The 16,877-nt window shown below is 68.5% G+C and carries 14 protein-coding genes and 1 pseudogene; 2 read left to right on the forward strand and 13 right to left on the reverse strand.

Translation table 11 applies throughout. The annotated features are described in order from the left end of the window. Positions 1-24: 24 nt before the first annotated feature. Both QTI17_RS26310 and QTI17_RS26315 read right to left on the reverse strand, forming a co-directional pair. The gene (locus QTI17_RS26310; protein ID WP_286536629.1) at positions 25-1,014 is read right to left on the reverse strand and encodes an NHL repeat-containing protein; all 990 of its coding nucleotides are present in this window, start codon (positions 1,012-1,014) and stop codon (positions 25-27) included. Beyond that, a pseudogene (locus tag QTI17_RS26315) lies at positions 1,011-1,442 on the reverse strand (short chain dehydrogenase); the annotation flags it as partial. The pseudogene QTI17_RS26315 and the gene QTI17_RS26310, both read right to left, overlap by 4 nt. Before the next feature lie 138 nt (positions 1,443-1,580). Here QTI17_RS26315 and QTI17_RS26320 point away from each other — a divergent pair. Then, positions 1,581-2,444, forward strand: a complete 864-nt coding sequence (locus QTI17_RS26320; protein WP_286536631.1) for a LysR family transcriptional regulator — start codon at positions 1,581-1,583, stop codon at positions 2,442-2,444. A gap of 6 nt (positions 2,445-2,450) precedes the next feature. Here QTI17_RS26320 and QTI17_RS26325 read toward each other — a convergent pair whose 3' ends face one another. Further along, the gene (locus QTI17_RS26325; RefSeq protein ID WP_286536632.1) at positions 2,451-3,548 is read right to left on the reverse strand and encodes a BMP family ABC transporter substrate-binding protein; all 1,098 of its coding nucleotides are present in this window, start codon (positions 3,546-3,548) and stop codon (positions 2,451-2,453) included. 82 nt (positions 3,549-3,630) lie between these two features. Then, the gene (locus QTI17_RS26330) at positions 3,631-4,560 is read right to left on the reverse strand and encodes a LysR substrate-binding domain-containing protein (protein ID WP_286536633.1); all 930 of its coding nucleotides are present in this window, start codon (positions 4,558-4,560) and stop codon (positions 3,631-3,633) included. Positions 4,561-4,642: 82 nt separating this feature from the next. On the opposite strand from QTI17_RS26330, the gene QTI17_RS26335 reads away from it, so the two are divergent. Beyond that, on the forward strand, positions 4,643-5,938 hold the full coding sequence (locus QTI17_RS26335) for an MFS transporter (protein WP_286536634.1): 1,296 nt from the start codon (positions 4,643-4,645) through the stop codon (positions 5,936-5,938). Here QTI17_RS26335 and QTI17_RS26340 read toward each other — a convergent pair. The 9 genes from QTI17_RS26340 to QTI17_RS26380 form a co-directional block, all read right to left on the reverse strand. Beyond that, the gene (locus QTI17_RS26340) at positions 5,896-6,951 is read right to left on the reverse strand and encodes an adenosine deaminase (protein ID WP_286536635.1); all 1,056 of its coding nucleotides are present in this window, start codon (positions 6,949-6,951) and stop codon (positions 5,896-5,898) included. The two genes, QTI17_RS26335 and QTI17_RS26340, sit on opposite strands and share 43 nt — an antisense overlap. Further along, entirely contained in the window at positions 6,951-7,949 is a 999-nt protein-coding gene (locus QTI17_RS26345; protein WP_286536636.1) for an aromatic ring-hydroxylating dioxygenase subunit alpha, read from the reverse strand. The genes QTI17_RS26340 and QTI17_RS26345 overlap by 1 nt, the downstream gene beginning before the upstream one ends. 70 nt (positions 7,950-8,019) lie before the next feature. Further along, positions 8,020-9,486 (reverse strand): RNA/DNA-binding domain-containing protein, encoded by a 1,467-nt coding sequence (locus tag QTI17_RS26350; protein ID WP_286536637.1) that lies wholly within the window; start codon positions 9,484-9,486, stop codon positions 8,020-8,022. A 78-nt stretch (positions 9,487-9,564) separates the two neighbouring features. Continuing rightward, positions 9,565-10,734, reverse strand: a complete 1,170-nt coding sequence (locus tag QTI17_RS26355) for a BMP family ABC transporter substrate-binding protein (protein ID WP_286536638.1) — start codon at positions 10,732-10,734, stop codon at positions 9,565-9,567. Between the two features lie 51 nt (positions 10,735-10,785). Further along, a complete protein-coding gene (locus QTI17_RS26360; RefSeq protein WP_286536639.1) occupies positions 10,786-11,706 on the reverse strand; it encodes an ABC transporter permease in 921 nt (306 codons plus the stop codon). Beyond that, positions 11,706-12,857 carry an ABC transporter permease gene (locus tag QTI17_RS26365; protein WP_286536640.1) on the reverse strand — a complete coding sequence of 384 codons (1,152 nt, stop codon included), beginning with the start codon at positions 12,855-12,857 and terminating at the stop codon, positions 11,706-11,708. The genes QTI17_RS26360 and QTI17_RS26365 overlap by 1 nt, the downstream gene beginning before the upstream one ends. After that, positions 12,850-14,391, reverse strand: coding sequence for an ABC transporter ATP-binding protein (locus tag QTI17_RS26370; protein ID WP_286536641.1), 1,542 nt, complete (start codon positions 14,389-14,391; stop codon positions 12,850-12,852). Before QTI17_RS26370 ends, QTI17_RS26365 begins: the two co-directional genes overlap by 8 nt. A gap of 39 nt (positions 14,392-14,430) precedes the next feature. Continuing rightward, a complete protein-coding gene (locus QTI17_RS26375) occupies positions 14,431-15,789 on the reverse strand; it encodes an NCS2 family permease (RefSeq protein ID WP_286527753.1) in 1,359 nt (452 codons plus the stop codon). 81 nt (positions 15,790-15,870) lie between these two features. Next, positions 15,871-16,824: a LysR family transcriptional regulator gene (locus QTI17_RS26380; RefSeq protein ID WP_286536642.1), complete on the reverse strand. Its 954-nt coding sequence runs from the start codon at positions 16,822-16,824 to the stop codon at positions 15,871-15,873. Between the last annotated feature and the right edge of the window lie 53 nt (positions 16,825-16,877).

Consider the following 16,877-nt stretch of genomic DNA (forward strand, 5'->3'; position numbering starts at 1 on the left):
GGCGCTCGAGCGCAGGCCCGGGGATCAGGGCCGGTCGTCCGGCAACGGCACCGACTGAAGATCGAAAGGCACGTCGCGCGGAATGCCGGCTTCGTCGTCCTTGTGCCCGAACAGCAGGCCGTACTTCGATTCGATGAAATAGACCCTGCCGTTGGCCACCGTGCCCGACGACGGATCGTTGAGTCCCGCCGCCAGGGTCTGGAGCGTCATGCGCTCGCCTTCGAGCCTCGCCGCCGTGACTTGGCCACCATAGGGACCGCTTCCGAAGGCGTTGCTTTCGAACAGCACCAGATGGCCGGGTTTCCAGGCCCGGATCGCGTCGACGTTCTTCAGGACGCGCGGTGCCTCGATGCGCCGGACCTCGCCCGCATGCCCGTCCGCGCCAAGCGGAATGTGCAGCACGTGCGAAGCCGCCTCGACCAGGCTCACGTAGACGTCACGGTCGCCGTCGAGCGCGATGCCGTTCAGCCCCCGGTAAGGCGCCGTGCCGCCGGCCAGCAACGGGTCTTCCTTCCAGACCTCGAGGGCCGCCGCGCCCGGCGCGAGGCGCAGCACGCGCGGGTGGAACGAGTCCGTCACGTAGAGGTTGCCGCGCGCATCCTGCGCCAGGTCGTTGCAATAGCCGGAAGCGGGCATGGCGTAGCTGCCGCGCGGCGTTCCGGTCACCAGGTCGTAGCTCTTGAGCGCGCTGGGCGTCTGCGGGACCGTGGTGAAGCCGGTCGCACCAGAACACACCCACAGCAGATGGCGGGCCGCATCCACCAGCACCCCCTGCCCATTCGCGAGCCCGTTGGCGCCGGGCTTCACGAGCATTTCCGGCCGGGCGCCGGCGCCGGGCCGAAGCCGGACCACCGCCCCCTGGCGCCAGCTGCCCACGTAGAACGAACCGTCCGGCCCGGTCGCGACGCTCTCCGGATACCAGTCGGCAGGCAAGGGTCGCGTGGTCGGCGGCGCGGCCATCGCCGCGGCCTGGAGGGCCAGGAGGCCGGCTGCTGCGAGCTGCTTCGGGCTCATTGCCAGACGCGGTACACCCGCCCCGTTTGCACGCCTTCGACGCTTCGCACATAGGCCTGCGCCACGCGCGCGGCCGGTACCGGCTCGAAGCCGGGAAAGAAGGGCTCGTAGTCCGGCAACGACTCGGTGAGCAGCGTGGGGCTGATGGCATTGATGCGCAGCCTGCGCGGCAATTCAACCGCCGCCGCACGGACGAAGCCTTCGACCGCCGCGTTGACGGGGGTGGCATTGGCGCCCAGCCGGATCGGCTCCTCGGCCACGATGCCGCTGGTGAGCGTGATCGAGCCGTGGTCGCGCAGCACATGCTGGCCGCGCAGCGCGAGGCGCACCTGGCCGAGCAGCTTGTCCTGCAGGCCGACGTCGAAATCCGAGGACTGCATGTCGGCCAGCACGGCGGCCACGGCACGGCCGAGCACGCCGCTGGCGCCGACGAGAAGAATTTTCATGAGGGGATCCATGCGGTTGAAAAAGAGGCGCTATTCTTTTGCGAACCTTTCATTCAATAAATACACAATCTCTTCTTGGATTCAGAATAAATAGTTAGCAATATGGACAAGCTTCGCGCCATGGAAGTCTTCGTCGCCGCCATCGACGCCGGCAGCTTCGCCAAGGCGGCGGAGGCCCTGGAGCTGTCGGCCGTGATGGTCGGCAAGCACATCCGCGGGCTCGAAAAGGCTTTGGGCGCGCGCCTGCTCGAACGCACCACGCGCCGCCACGCGCTCACGGAAATCGGTGCCGCCTACCTGGAACGCTGCCGTGACGTGCTCGCCAGCGTGCGCACGGCGGATGGCGTGGCGGAGTCGTTGCGGGCGCTGCCGCAAGGCACGTTGCGCGTGACCGCACCGGTCGCCTACGGCGCGCACCGGCTGATGCCGGTGATCGCCCGGTACATGGCCGCCCATCCGCAGGTCCAGGTCGAGCTGAACCTCAACGACCGCGTGGTCGACCTGGCCGAGGAAGGCTTCGACTGCGGGATCCGCTCCGGGGCTGCGGTCGAAGACCGGCTGATCGCGCGACCCCTGGCGCGCTCGCCCATGTTCGCGGTCGCCAGCCCGGCCTTCGTCACCCGCCACGGCATGCCGGCGCATCCCTCGGACCTCGAAGCGTTGCCGCTGCTGGCCTTCGCAGCATGGGGGCCGAACCACTCATGGCGTTTCACGCGCGGCGCGGAGACCGTCCGTGTCCCGGTGCGCGGCCCTCTGGTGACCAACAATGGCCAGGCCCTGCTCACGGCCGCCCTCGCCGGTGTGGGCGTCATCGTGCAGGCGGACCCCCTGCTCACTCCCGCGCTCGACGCCGGCCAGGTGGTGCGCCTGCTGGCGGACTGGGACCTGCCGGCGCGCGATGTCCACATCGTGAGGCTGCCGGAGGCCCGCCCCAGCGCCAAGCTGCGCAGCTTCGTGGATTTCGTGGTCGAGCGGCTGGGCTGATCGCGCTCAGGGCGCCTTGCGCGCGACCCGCCCCTGCACGCCCTCGACCAGCCAGTTCATGTGGAGGATCTGCTCGTCGTCCAGGCCCTGCCCCTTGGCGATGACGACCCGGCCCTCGTTGTCGCGCACATCGGCGGCCACGGCCTGGAAGGGCTTCAGCTTGCCGGCGGCAATGTCCTGCTGGCGCGCCAACACTTCGTCCTGCACGGCCTTCGGCACCTTGGAGCCGAAATCGCCGACCCGGATCATGCCCTCCTTGACGCCACCCCAGACGTTGCCGCTTTTCCAGCTGCCGTCGAGCACGGCACGGGCGCGCTGCGTGTAGTAGTCGCCCCACTGGTGCGTGACCGCGACGACCTGGGCGTCGGGCGCGACCTTGCGCATGTCGGAGTGGTAGGCGACGGCCAGCTTGCCGCGCTCCTGCGCCGCGGTCATCACGGCGGTCGAGCCGGTGTGGAAGGCGATCACGTCGACGTCCTGGTTGAACAGGGCCATCGCCGCCTCGCGCTCCTTCGGCGGGTCGAACCAGACGTCCAGCCACACCACCTTGACCCGCGCCTGCGGGTTGACCGAACGCATGCCCAGCGTGAAGGCGTTGATGCCCTGCAGCACCTCGGGGATCGGGAAGCCCGCCACGTAGCCCGCGACGTTGGTCTTCGTCATGCGGCCGGCCGCGACACCGGCGAGATAGCGGCCCTCGTAGTAGCGCGCATTGGCGGTCGCGACGTTGGGTGCCGTCTTGTAGCCGGTGATCGATTCGAACTTCACGTCCGGAAAGTCGCGCGCCACCTTCAGCGTCGGCTCCATGTAGCCGAAGCTCGACGTGAAGATCAGCTTGTTGCCCTGCTGGGCGAGGTCGCGGATCACGCGCTCGGCATCGGCGCCCTCGGCCACGTTCTCGACGTAGGTGGTCTTGACCTTGCCGGCCAGCGCGGCCTCGACGGCCTTGCGTCCGTTTTCGTGCTGGCGCACCCAGCCGGCATCGGTGACCGGGGCGACATAGACGAAGCCGATCTTCAGCGGATCGGCCTTCGGCGCGGGTTGGGAAAAAGCTGGAAGAAAGAAACAAGCGGCCGCGAGCGCGGCTGCGAGGTTTTTATACATGGTAGTCCTCTACATGGCCCCGGAATGGAAAAGGCGCCGCGGGGCAGCGGCGCCGGTGCCCATTTTAACGGACCGCCGTCGCTCAACGACCGGTCGCGCTGTCGCGCACCGCCTCGCGCATCAAATCGGCCAGCCGGGCCACCGGCGCTTCGGGCTCGGCCTGCGCGCGGGCCATCGAGAGCGCGATCTGCGGCAGCGCCGGCAGGCCGGTGCCGGTGCGGTCGAGCACGCGCACGTGCGGCGGCAGCCCGAAGGCGGGGCGTGCCGACAGGCCAAGCCCGGCCGAGGTCGCGGCCCACAGCGCCGCCAGGCTGGCACTGGTGAAGACATGGCGCCAGGGAATGTCCGCGCGGTCGAGCACCGTGGTGACGATCTCGCGCAGCGGGCATGGGGCGTCGACCATCACCAGCGGCAGCGGCTCGCGCGACTTGCGCGGCCCGGCGCGCTGCAGCTCGGACCACCACGCAGTGTCCAGTGCCGCGGGCGCGGCGGGTGCGATCCATTGCAGCGGCAGGCGCACGAGGTGCTCGGCATGGTCCAGTGGTGCGCTGCCCGCGACTTCCCAGGTCAGGGCCAGGTCGAGCTGGCCCAGCGCCAGCCGCTCGCGCAGTTCGGCGCTGCGCGCCACGCAGGCCTCGACGCGAACCCTGGGATGCGCGCGCGCGAAGCGGCCGAGCACGCCGGGCAGCAGGCTTTCGCCCAGGTCTTCCTGCAGGCCGAGCCGGACCCAGCCTTCGAGGTCGGCGCCGCGCATCGCGGCCGCCGCCTCGTCGTTGATCTCGAGCAGGCGATGGGCATAGGCCAGCAGGGTCTGGCCGGCGTCGGTGAGCTCGAGGCCGCGCCCGGCCTTGCGCAGCAGCGGCGTGCCGGCCTGGCTTTCGAGCTTCTTGAGCTGGGCACTCACCGCCGAGGTCGAGCGCCCGAGCTTGTCGGCCGCCCGGGCGTAGCTGCCGAGGGCCACGCCGGTCGAGAAGCTGCGAAGAACGTCGAGGTCGAACAACACGTGGGTCATGGTCAATCATCCCGTTTTTGTGGACGGATGGTTGATTATTTTCTGATTTTCAAAAGCTTGGCACAAGCGGACACTGCGCCGCATGATGCAAGGCCCCTCGCTCCCCGCCACCTCGTCGCACCGCTGGAAGGTGCTCGCCGCAGGCGTCGCCGCCAACGCGGCGTTCTCGGTCGCTTTCAGCGGCATCCCGATGACCGCCGTGCTGATGCGATCGGGCTATCGGCTCGACAACGCCACCCTGGGCCTGGTGCTCGGGCTGATGGGCCTCGGCATCGCCGTGAGCGAACTGCCGTGGGGCCTGATGACCGACCGCTGGGGCGACCGGCCGGTGCTGCTGACCGGCCTCGGCGCCACCGCCCTGGCGCTGCTCGCAATGGCGCTGCTGGCAGCGCCGACGCCGCAGCACGTGCCCGGCCTGGGCTGGCTCGGTGCCGGCCTGCTCGGAGTCGGCCTGCTGGGTGGCAGCGTCAACGGCGCCAGCGGCCGGGCCGTGATGGGCTGGTTCGCCGACGGCGAGCGCGGCCTGGCGATGAGCATCCGGCAGACCGCCGTGCCGCTCGGCGGCGCGGTCGGCGCCATGCTGCTGCCGGCGGTCGCATCGCGCTTCGGCTTTGCGGCGATGTACGGCGTACTGGCCGCACTGTGCGCGCTCAGCGCCCTGCTGGCCTGGGCCTGGGTGCACGAACGCGCGGCGCCGCTCGCGCCCTTTCCGGCCGCGGCGCGGGCCGCGCAGCGCCGGGACGGCCCGTTGCGCGACGCCCGCGTCTGGCGCCTCGCGGCGGGCATCGGCATCCTGTGCGCGCCGCAGTTCGCGGTGCTGTCCTTCGGCACCGTCTTCCTGCACGACTTCGGCCACGCCGGGCTGGGCGTCATCGCCGCCGCGATGACGGCGATGCAGGTCGGGGCGATGGCGATGCGGGTCTGGAGCGGGCGCTGGACCGATCGCCGCCGGAACCGGCCGGCCTACCTGCGCGCCTGCAGCCTGCTCAGCATGCTGCTGTTCGCGGCACTGGCGGCGCTGGCCCTGGCGGGCGACGCGGCGACCGGTGCTTCGGCTCCGCTGCGCGCGCTGCTGATCGGGCTGCTGGCCGTGAGCGGCCTCTGCGTATCGGCCTGGCACGGCGTCGCCTACACCGAACTGGCCACCCGCGCGGGCGCGGCCCGGGCCGGCACCGCACTGGGCATGGCGAACACCAGCGTGTTCATGGTGTGCTTCGCGACGCCGCTCGGCATTCCTCACCTGTTGGCCCTGCAGGGCTGGCCGCTGGTGTGGCTGGCGGCCGCGGCCTGCGCGGCCGCCGCCCTGCCGCTGCTCTCGGCGCCTGCGGATGCGGTTCAGGCGAAGGCGTCGAAGGCCGCATTGAGCCGGTCGACATAGGCGCGCTTGGCCGCGGCATCGACGAAGCTGCCCTCGAAGCTGTTGGCCGCCAGCTGCCAGGCGTGCTGCGCCGTGAGCCCGGTGGCGGCGAAGGTCTCGGTGAAGTTCTGGTTCATGTAGCCGCCGAAGTAGGCCGGGTCGTCGGAATTCACCGTCGCCACCAGGCCGCCATCGAGCAGCGCGCGCAGGTTGTGCTGCCCGAGGTCGGGGAACACGCACAGCTTGAGGTTCGACAGCGGGCAGACGGTCAGCGGAATGCGGTCCGCGGCCAGCCGCTTCATGAGCGCGGCGTCCTTGGTGCTCTGCACGCCATGGTCGATGCGCTCGACCTTGAGCACGTCGAGCGCGCTCCAGACATAGGCCGGCGGCCCCTCCTCGCCCGCATGGGCGACCAAGTGGAAGCCGAGTTCGCGGCAGCGGGCGAACACGCGGGCGAACTTCTCGGGCGGATGGCCGAGCTCGCTCGAATCGAGGCCGACGCCGATGAAGCGGTCGCGAAACGGCAGCGCCTGCTCCAGCGTGGCGAAGGCATCCTCCTCGCTGAGGTGGCGCAGGAAGCACAGGATCAGCTCGGCATCGACGCCGAGCCTGGCCTTGGCATCGACGCAGGCCCGGTGCAGGCCGTCGATCACGGTCTGCATCGCGACGCCGCGCTCGGTGTGGGTCTGCGGATCGAAGAACATCTCGGTGCGCACCACGTTGTCGGCCGCCGCCCGCTCCAGGTAGGCCCAGGCCATGTCGTAGAAGTCCTGCTCCTTCAGAAGCACGCTGGCGCCGGCGTAGTAGATGTCCAGGAAGGTCTGCAGGTTGGTGAAGGCGTAGGCGGCGCGCAGGTCCTCCACGCTGGCGTAGGGAATGGCGACGCCGTTGCGCTGCGCCAGCCCGAAGATCAATTCGGGCTCGAGCGAGCCCTCGATGTGGATGTGCAGCTCGGCCTTCGGCATGGCGCGCAGCAGCGCGGGCAGGCGGTCGGCGGCGATGTCGCGGACGGTGCGTTTTTGGGCAATGGTCATCAGCAGACTCCGAAGGTGATGCCACGCATTTTGAGGTGGCGGCGGTAGAGGGACGAGGCCTTGTCGGCCACGGTGTGGAGCTCGGCGCGCAGGTCGAGCGGCAGCCGCTTGGGGCTTTGCGATTCGAGCACCGGCTTGTCCTGCAGGAAGATGGTGTCCTGGAAGGCGCGCACCGAGGCCGCGTCGCGCTCGAAATCGGAGGTGGCGAAGCGGAACCAGACCCGGCTGCGCTCGGCATCGACCGGGCAGATCTGGAGCGCGATCGATTCGCGGTAGCCGTCGATGCCGACGCTCGAAGCCTCGGGCACCTTGGTCAGCACCGCCGCATAGGGCGCTGTGACCTCATAGGTGTATTCGACCTGCGCCGGCGCGGTCGAGTTGACCGTCGACTGCGGCTGCCAGGCCTTGCAGCCGGTCGCGCGCAGGCCGTCGGGCGTGGCTTCGACCCGGTAGTCGTCGATCACGGCCATCTCGCGCGCGCCGAGCCAGCCTTCGTGCACGAAGCCGAAGTGCGCCATGTCGAGGAAGTTCTCGACCAGCCGCGGGGCGCTCGTCTCGACGTCGTAGGGGCCGCAGCTGATCTTGCGCATGCCCGCGTCGTCCTCGGCCTCGAAGGCGGGCAGCGCGGCATCGCCCTGGCCATCACTTTCGAGCCGGACCCACACCAGGCCCTGGGCCTCGACCGCGGCATGCGCCACGGCGCGGTGCGTGGCCGGCGGCACGAAATCCGGCAGCGCCGGTACGTGGATGCAACGGCCGCCGGGCTCGAAGCGCCAGCCGTGGTAGGGGCACTCGAGGACCGCGCCGCGCTCGCAGGCGACCACCCGGCCGAGCGAGAGCTGCGCGCCGCGATGCGGACAGCGGTCGGCCCAGGCGTGGACGGTACCGGCGCCATCGCGCCACAGCACCAGCTTGTCGCCGAGCAGTCGCACCGCGAGCGGCGCCGTCGCCAGCTCGTCGGCAAGAGCCACCGGATGCCAAAGACTTTTTTCTATCAACGTAACTCCATTCGACTCAGGTTTCGCGCCCTGACGGCAGCTCGTTCAATTGTGGCTCGCACACTCGAATTCATGGCGCGGGCGTATCGCGGTCCAGTGATTGCAGCAATGCGCGGCCAGTGATGGTCAGCCGGTATTTCTGCAAGCGACTGTTGGGCTTGTCAGGCAGGGTGTATTCGATCAGGCCTTGCGTCAACGCGGGCTCGATATAGCGCTCTCGCACATGGGTGCGGTCCTTGAGCTGCAGCCGCTCGCGAATCTCGGCGTTTGCCAAGTCTCCGGCTTCGGCGAGCAGCTTCAACAGGGCGAGGACTGGTGGGGTGACTGGTGGGGTGACTGGTGGGGTGACTGGTGGGGTGACTGGTGGGGTGCCCCCCTCCCACTCCGCAGCCGGTCGCCGGATCACGGCGCTGAACTGGTTGCCCGCTACCTGGTCGGCCAGATCGATACTCGGCCACTCTTTCAATGCACGCGGAATGCCGCTGCCCATGCCGCGATACGGCAAGATGTGGGAGGCATGTTCGGTCAGCGTCGGGTTGCGGCGGTTGGTGCGCCCTTCGCGGATGGCCGCCACGCTCAGGCTGTCGGGCAGGTGGCCCGGGCTGACGATCTCAATCCGGTCGGCGAACACCATCAGGCGGATCGAGGCACTGGTGAAGTAGTCGCGGTGGATCAGCGCATTCACCAGCAGTTCTTCCAATGCGGCCTCGGGAATCTCCAGTTCGCCCAACGTATTGAAGCCGCGCTTGCGCTGTACGTGGTGCAGGTTGCGGCGGACGAAGGCAAAGCTGCGTTGGTACTGTTCCTGCAAGGTGCCAGCAATATCCTCGCTATCCAAGTAGCGGGTATCGGCCAGACTGACGCCGGGGAAGGCCACAGCCTTGACCTCGAACGCCGGCCGCCAGCGCTGCGGGTGGCGGCCGAACAGCATCAACCCCGCCAGGTTCAGTTCACGCCCATCGCCCAGGCCCAGGTTTTGCAGGAGTTGCTCCTGTGTCTGGCCCGCAAACTCGCTGCCTTGGCCATAGCGACGGTTGAAATAGGCTTGAAAGGCCTTCTCGTCGACATCCGCCGCAGACGTTCCAGCCACCGGCACCACATCGGCATAGACCAGACCGGCACGCTGGAACATCCGCTGCATTTCCTCGCGCGCCGTCACGTGTCGCTTGTCCGCACCCTGCTTGACCCAGATCCGTCCCTGATGGTCCACATAGGGCTTGGCGAGGCCATCGGGCACGCTGACCACCATCACGATGCCTTGAGAAGTCTGCACGTTCTCGGTCGTCGGATGTACAGGCGGGCGCATGTGCTGGGTAGCGGCATTGCCGAGCAACTGGTTCAGCCGCCGCACCGCGGCCGGGTCCAGCCCGCTGACCGCCCCATCGTCGGCCACGCCGAGAAACAACCATCCGCCACCGCTGTTGGCAAAGGCCGCCAACTCGGCGGCCAAGCCGTCGACGTTGCTCGCATCGCGCTTGAACTGGTGTCGGCTGTCTTCGCCACGCACCAGCACTTGCTGCAGTTCGGACTCGTTCATGGTTCCTCCCCAGACCCAAAACGAAAAAGGGTTGCCCGAGGACAACCCTTTGCACCGGAGATCCGGTTTTTCGTCGTCTTACTTCTTGTCCCCGCCCGGCACCTTGCCTTCGACGCCCTTGACGTAGAAGTTGACGCCGCTCAGGAACTTGTCGTCGGCCACGGCACCGGCCGCCACCACTTCCTTGCCGTCCTGGTCGACGATCGGGCCCTTCCAGATCGAGAAGCTGCCGTCCTTCAGGCCCTTCTTGACTTCCTCGATCTTGGCCTTGGCCTCGGCCGGAACGTCCTCGGCGATCGACACCAGGTCGATCGCGCCTTCCTTGACGCCCCACCAGGTCTGGCCGGTGGTCCACTTGCCGTCCAGCATGTCCTGGGTGGCCTTGGTGTAGTAAGGCGTCCAGTTGATGACGGCCGAGGCCAGGTGGGCCTTCGGGCCGTAGGCGGTCATGTCGGAGTCCCAGCCGAAGGCGCGCTTGCCCTTTTCTTGCGCGGTCTTGAGCACGGCCGGCGAGTCGGTGTTCTGGAACAGCACGTCGGCGCCGCCGTTGATCAGCGCGGTGGCGGCCTCGGTTTCCTTGGGCGGGCTGAACCATTCGTTGACCCACACCACCTTGGTCGAGATCTTCGGGTTGACCGACTGGGCGCCCAGCGTGAAGCTGTTGATGTTGCGCAGCACCTCGGGGATCGGCACCGAGCCGACCACGCCCAGCGTGTTGCTCTTGGTCATCGAGCCGGCGATCACGCCGGCCATGTAGGCGCCTTCGTAGGTGCGGCTGTCGTAGGTGCGCATGTTCTCGGCCGTCTTGTAGCCGGTGGCATGCTCGAACTTGACTTCCTTGTTGTCGGCCGCGACCTTGAGCATCGGCTCCATGTAGCCGAAGGTGGTGCCGAAGATCAGCTTGTTGCCCTGGCTCACCATGTCGCGGAACACGCGCTCGGCATCGGCGCTCTCGGGCACGCTCTCGACGAAGGTGGTCTTGATCTTGTCGCCGAATTCCTTCTCGATCGCCTTGCGGGCGTTGTCGTGCGCGAATGACCAGCCGCCGTCGCCGACCGGGCCGACATAGGCGAAGGCGATGTTCAGCGGCGCCTTCGGTGCCGGTGCCGCAGCGCTGGGCGCCGGGGCGGCAGGCGCCGCGGCGGGAGCTGCTGCCTCTTCCTTCTTGCCGCAGCCGATGAGGGCGGCCGAAGCGACCGCGGTCAGGGCAGCCAGCTTGAGCAGGGAACGCTTGTTCAGATCATTCATTGTTCGAAATCCTCGAAGGACGGGTTGGCGGAGAAACAAAAGGAAACGTGATTATGAGCCGGGGTAGAAGGGTTTCCCAATCGAAGCCGGCATGTTGACCCGGATAAACGCCGGGTTGCGCGAGATCAGTGCCAGCACCACGATCGGTGCGATATAGGTCAGCATGCTGAGGAACTGGCTCGGGATGTTGACCCCGGTGCTCTGCAGGTGGAAGCCCAGCATCGACACCCCGCCGAACAGGTAGGCGCCGAGCAGCACCCGCACCGGGCGCCAGGTCGCGAAGGTGGTGAGCGCGAGCGCGATCCAGCCGCGTCCGGCCACCATGCCCTCGACCCACAGCGGCGTGTAGACGGTCGACAGGTAGGCGCCCGCCAGCCCGCACAGCGCGCCGCCGGCGATCACCGCCAGGAAGCGGATGCGCCGCACCGGATAGCCCAGCGCGTGCGAGGACTCGGGCGATTCGCCGACCGAGCGCAGCACCAGGCCGGCGCGCGTGCGGTACAGGAACCAGATCAGGCCGATGGTCAGCAGCACCGCGAAATAGACCATCGGGTGATGGCGGAACAGCGCCGGCCCCACCAGCGGAATGTCGCCCAGCACGGGCAGCGCGTAGGACACGCTCTCGGGCAGCTTGGCCTGGACGAAGTTGATGCCCGCGAAGGCCGAGAAACCGACGCCGAACAGGCTCAGCGCCAGCCCGGTGGCGTACTGGTTGGTGTTGAGCCAGATCACCAGCACGCCGAAGAAGGCGGCCAGCAGCGCCCCGGCCGCCATGCCGGCCAGGAAGCCGAGCCAGGTGTTGTGCGTGACCACCACGGTGGCGAAGCCGGCGATCGCGGCGCACAGCATCATGCCCTCGGCGCCGAGGTTGACGATGCCGGCCTTTTCGTTGATCAGCAGGCCCAGGGCGGCGATAGCCAGGACCGTGCCGGCGCTGAGCGTGGAGCCCAGCAGCAGTGCGTAGGATTCCATCATGCGGCTCCTTCGGTGGGACGGGCGACCGGTGCCGTGAGCGGCGTGCTGGCCTGCAGCGAACCGGTCCCGGAGGTCGAGGCGATCACCTTGACCGCTGCCTTGCGCCGGATCCGGTAGGCGATCAGCGTGTCGCAGGCCAGCAGCGTGAACAGCAGCAGGCCCTGGAACACGCCGGTCAGCGACTTGGGCAGGCCGAGCCGCGACTGGGCCAGCTCGCCACCGATGTAGAACATGCTCATGAGGATCGCCGAGAAGATCATGCCGACCGGGTGCAGCCGGCCGACGAAGGCCACGATGATCGCGGCGAAGCCGTAGCCGGCGGGAACGTAGGGCGTGAGCTGGCCGATCGGGCCCGCCACTTCGAGCGCACCCGCCAGGCCGGCCGCGCCGCCCGAGGTCAGCAGCGCGATCCAGACCGCGCGCCGGGCCGAGAAGCCCGCGTAGCGCGCGGCCGCCGGCGCCAGCCCGCCGACCTGCTGGGCGAAGCCGGCCCGGGTGCGGAACAGGAACACCCACAGCGCCGCCGAGCCGGCCAGCGCGATCAGCAGTCCGATGCTGACGCGCGAGCCCTTCAGCAGCCGCGGGATCTGGGTCACGGCCTCGAAGGTCTTGGTCTGCGGGAAGTTGTAGCCCTGCGGGTCCTTCCACGGGCCGTAGACCATGTAGCCCAGCAGCAGCACCGCGACGTAGACCAGCATCAGGCTCACCAGGATCTCGTTGGCGTTGAACCTGTCGCGCAGGAAGGCGACGATGCCCGCCCAGACCATGCCGCCCAGGATCCCGGCGACCAGGATCGCGGCCACGATCCACGACCCGGTCGACTTGTCGGCCAGCAGCGCGACGCCGCCGGCGCAGATGGCGCCGAACACGAACTGCCCTTCGGCGCCGATGTTCCAGACATTGGAGCGGAAGCACACGGCCAGGCCGAGCGCGATGATGAGGAGCGGCGTCGCCTTGACCATCAGCTCGCCCAGCGCATAGCCGCTCTTGATCGGCTCCCAGAAAAAGACCGCGAGGCCCTTGACCGGGTCCTTGCCGAGCAGGGCGAACAGCACCATGCCGATCAGCACGGTGATCAGCAGCGCCAGGATCGGCGAGCCATAGCTCCAGAAACGCGAGAGCTGCGGGCGGGGTTCGAGCTTAAGCATGGGCCACCTCCGTGGCTGCCTTGGCAGCATGTGGCGAAGCGTCCCAGAGGCCGCTCATCCATTCGCCGATCTGCGGCACCGTGGCGGCGGCGCGATCGATCGAGGGCGAGAGGCGGCCCTTGGCGATGACATGCAGGCGGTCGCAGATCTCGAACAGCTCGTCGAGCTCCTCGCTGACCACCAGCACCGCGCAGCCGGCATCGCGCAGCGCCAGGATCTCGCCGCGGATCAGCGCCGCTGCGCCGACGTCCACGCCCCAGGTCGGCTGCGAGACGATGAAGATCTTCGGGTCGGCGTCGATCTCGCGCCCGACGATGAATTTCTGCAGGTTGCCGCCCGACAGCGAGCGTGCCGCCGCGTTCGGCCCGCCGGCCTTGACGTTGAAGCGCTGGATGATCTTGGCGGCGTGCTGCTGCAGCGCGCCGGTCCGGATCCAGCCGCCCTTGCCGACCGCGTTGCTGCGGGTCAGCAGCATGTTCTGCGCCAGCCCCAGGGTCGGCACGGCGCCGCGGCCCAGCCGCTCCTCGGGCACGAAGTGCAGCCCCAGCGCGCGGCGCCGGCGCGGCCTGAAGTGGGCCGCCGGCTGGCCGAAAACCTCGATCATGCGGGCCTCGGCCCGAGTGTCCTCGCCCGACAGGGCGTAGAGCAGTTCCTTCTGGCCGTTGCCCGAGACGCCGGCGATGCCCACCACCTCGCCGGCGCGGACGTCCAGGGAGATGCCGTCCAGGTCGACGCCGAACTGGTCCTCGCGCGCCAAGGTGAGGCCCTTGACCTGCATCGCCACCGCGCCCGCATGGATCGGCCGGTGTTGCAGCGGCGGCGGCTCGGCGCCGATCATCAGCCTCGACAGCGATTCGTTCGATTCGTTCTGCGGATTGCACACCCCCGTGACCTTGCCGCCGCGCAGCACGGTGCAGGCCGTGCACAGCTCGCGGATCTCGTGCAGCTTGTGGCTGATGTAGAGGATGCTGCAGCCTTCGGAGGCCAGCTTCTTGAGCACCACGAAGAGCTTCTGCACCGCCTGCGGCGTCAGGACCGAGGTCGGCTCGTCGAGGATCAGCAGCTTGGGGTCGGTCAGCAGCGCGCGAATGATCTCGACCCGCTGCATCTCGCCGACCGACAGCGTGTGGACCGGCCGCGCCGGGTCGATGTCCAGCCCGTATTCGGCCGCCTTGGCCTGGACCCGGCGCGCCACCTCGGCCAGCGCCAGGCTCTTGTCCAGCCCGAGCCAGACGTTCTCGGCCACGGTCAGGGTATCGAACAGGGAGAAATGCTGGAACACCATGCTGATGCCCAGCGCCCGCGCCTCCTGCGGGTTGCGCACGTTGACCGGCTGGCCGTTGAACATCACGCTGCCTTCATCGGGCTTGACCGAGCCGTAGATGATCTTCATCAGCGTGGATTTGCCGGCGCCGTTCTCGCCGAGGACCGCGTGGGTTTCGCCGGGCGCCACCGTCAGCGAAACGTCGCTGTTGGCGACCACCGCGGGGTAGCGCTTGGTGATGTGCGCGAGCTGGAGTCTGTGGATTGTCATGCCTGTGCCTGGCCGTTGGGTTTCAGGGACGCATTGTCGTCAGTGTCCGCCGATATAGATGAACTTGAACAGGAAAACGCCGCCGATCAGCCACACCATCCAGTGGACCTTGCGGGCCTGGCCAGTGAACAGCTTCAGCACCGCGTAGGTGATGAAGCCGAACGCCAGGCCGTTGGCGATCGAATAGGTGAAGGGCATGACCAGCGCGGTGACCGCCGCTGGAATCACTTCGGTGGTGTCTTCCCAGTCGAGTTCGGTCAGTTCCCTAAGCATCAAACAGGCCACGAAGAACAAGGCCGGTGCCGTGGCATAGGCCGGCACCGCGCCGGCCAGCGGCGAAATCACCAGCGCCGCCAGGAACAGCACCGACACCGTCAGCGCCGTGAGCCCGGTGCGGCCGCCGGCCTGGACGCCGGCCGCGCTCTCCACGTAGGCGGTGGTGCTGGACGTGCCCAGGAGCGAACCGGCGAAGATCGCGCCGCTGTCGGCCAGCAGCGCCTTGTTGAGCCGGTCCATCTTGCCCGGCACCAGCAGGCCGGCGCGGCGGGCGACGCCCATCAGGGTGCCGGTGGCGTCGAACAGCTCGACCAGGAAGAACACCAGGATCACGTTGAGGATGCCGCCCGTGAGCGCCGCCTTGATGTCCAGCTGCAGGAAGGTCGGCGCGATCGACGGCGGCGGCGCGAAGATGCCGTGGAAGACGTTGCCGCCGAAGAAGAAGGACAGCACCGTCACCGCGATGATGCCGATCAGGATCGCGCCCGGCACCTTGAGCCGGTCGAGCACCACGATCAGGAAGAAGCCCAGCGTGGCCAGCACCACTTCGGGCGTGTGCAGGTCGCCGAGCGTGACGTAGGTCGCCTTGGAGGGCGCCACGATGCCGGCGCTCTTGAGCGCGATGATCGCCAGGAACAGCCCGATGCCGACCGTGATGGCGACCCGGATCGAATGCGGGATGCCGCGGATGATCAGCTCGCGCAGCTTGAACACCGTGACCAGCAGGAACAGGCAGCCCGAGACGAACACCGCGCCCAGCGCCGCCTGCCAGGTGAAGCCCATCTGGCCGACCACCACGTAGGCGAAATAGGCGTTCAGGCCCATGCCGGGCGCCAGCGCGATCGGGTAGTTGGCGTAGAGCGCCATGATGGCGGTGCCGAGCGCCGCGATCAGGCAGGTGGCGACGAAGACCGCGTCCTTCGGCATGCCCGCGTCGCCGAGGATCGACGGGTTCACGAAGATGATGTAGGCCATCGTCAGGAAAGTCGTGAGGCCCGCCACCAGTTCGGTGCGCACCGTGGTGTTGTGCTCCCTGAGCTTGAAGAGCCTTTCGGCCCAGCCGCTGGCGGCGGGGCGTGGCGTGGTGGCGTGCCCGGTGGGCACCGTGTCTGTCCGGTTCATCGCATTTGTCTCCGTCTCGTTTCTTTGGGCTCGTGGCGTTCCTGTCCGTATCGCGACGCCGGCGCGAAATTCTTGTGCGGTCTAGTCGGGACCGGCCGCGGCGGGCGGCGGCCGCAGCGACGCCGCCACCGCCTTGGTGCGCTCGCGCAGCCAGCGCGCCGAACTCGAGGAATGGGTGCGCTCGTGCCACAGCTGGTAGTACATGAGGCGCGGCAGCGGCACCGGGCAATCGAGGATCGCGACCGGCAGCCGGTCGACGAAGCGCTCGCAGTACTGGCGGCCGGTGGTCAGCACCAGCAGGCTCGAGGCCACCATGTCGGGAATCAGCCCGAAGTGGGCGCAGCGGGCCATGATGTTGCGCTGCCGGCCCATCTCGTCGAGCATCTGGTCGATGATCCCGCGGGCACCCGGATGCGTCGGCGTCGGCGCGATGTGCTCGGCCGCCAGCCAGCTCTCCAGGTCCCAGCCGCGCCGCACCGCCGGATGGTCCTTGTTGACCATCGAGACGATCTCGTCGCCGAACAGCCGCGCCATGTGGAGGTCTTCCGGCGGCTTGAGCCAGTTGCCGACCACCACGTCGACCTGGCCCAGCGAGAGGTGCGCGTGGTAGTCCGAATCGGACGACAGCGGATGGATCTCGATGTGGCACAGGGGCGCCTGGCTCTTGATCTGCGCCACCAGCAGCGGCAGGAAATGCGGGTCCATGTAGTCGCTGGCGGCGATCCGGAAGGTGGTGGCGGCGGTCTGCGGATCGAAGCCGCGGGCGTCGCTGAACAGCACCTCGGCCGAGCGCAGGATGGCGGCCGCCGGCTCGATCATGCGCAGGCCGGCATCGGTCGGCACCATGCCCGAGCCCGAGCGCACCAGCAGCGGGTCGCCGGACAGCTCCCGCAGCCGCTTGAGGGCGGCGGAAACGGCGGGCTGGTACATCCCCAATCGGATGGCGGCTCGCGAGACGCTGCGGTCGGTCAGCACGGTGTGTAGAACCCGGATGAGGTGAAGATCGATCTTGTCGAGAAGCGCCTGGTCTCTCATGACTGCCCGCCGTGGTCTGGAATGTGCGGGCAGTTATACAGCGCGGCAATCAC

This window comes from Variovorax sp. J31P179 (assembly GCF_030316985.1).
GTDB classification, from domain to species: Bacteria; Pseudomonadota; Gammaproteobacteria; order Burkholderiales; family Burkholderiaceae_C; genus Variovorax; species Variovorax ginsengisoli_B.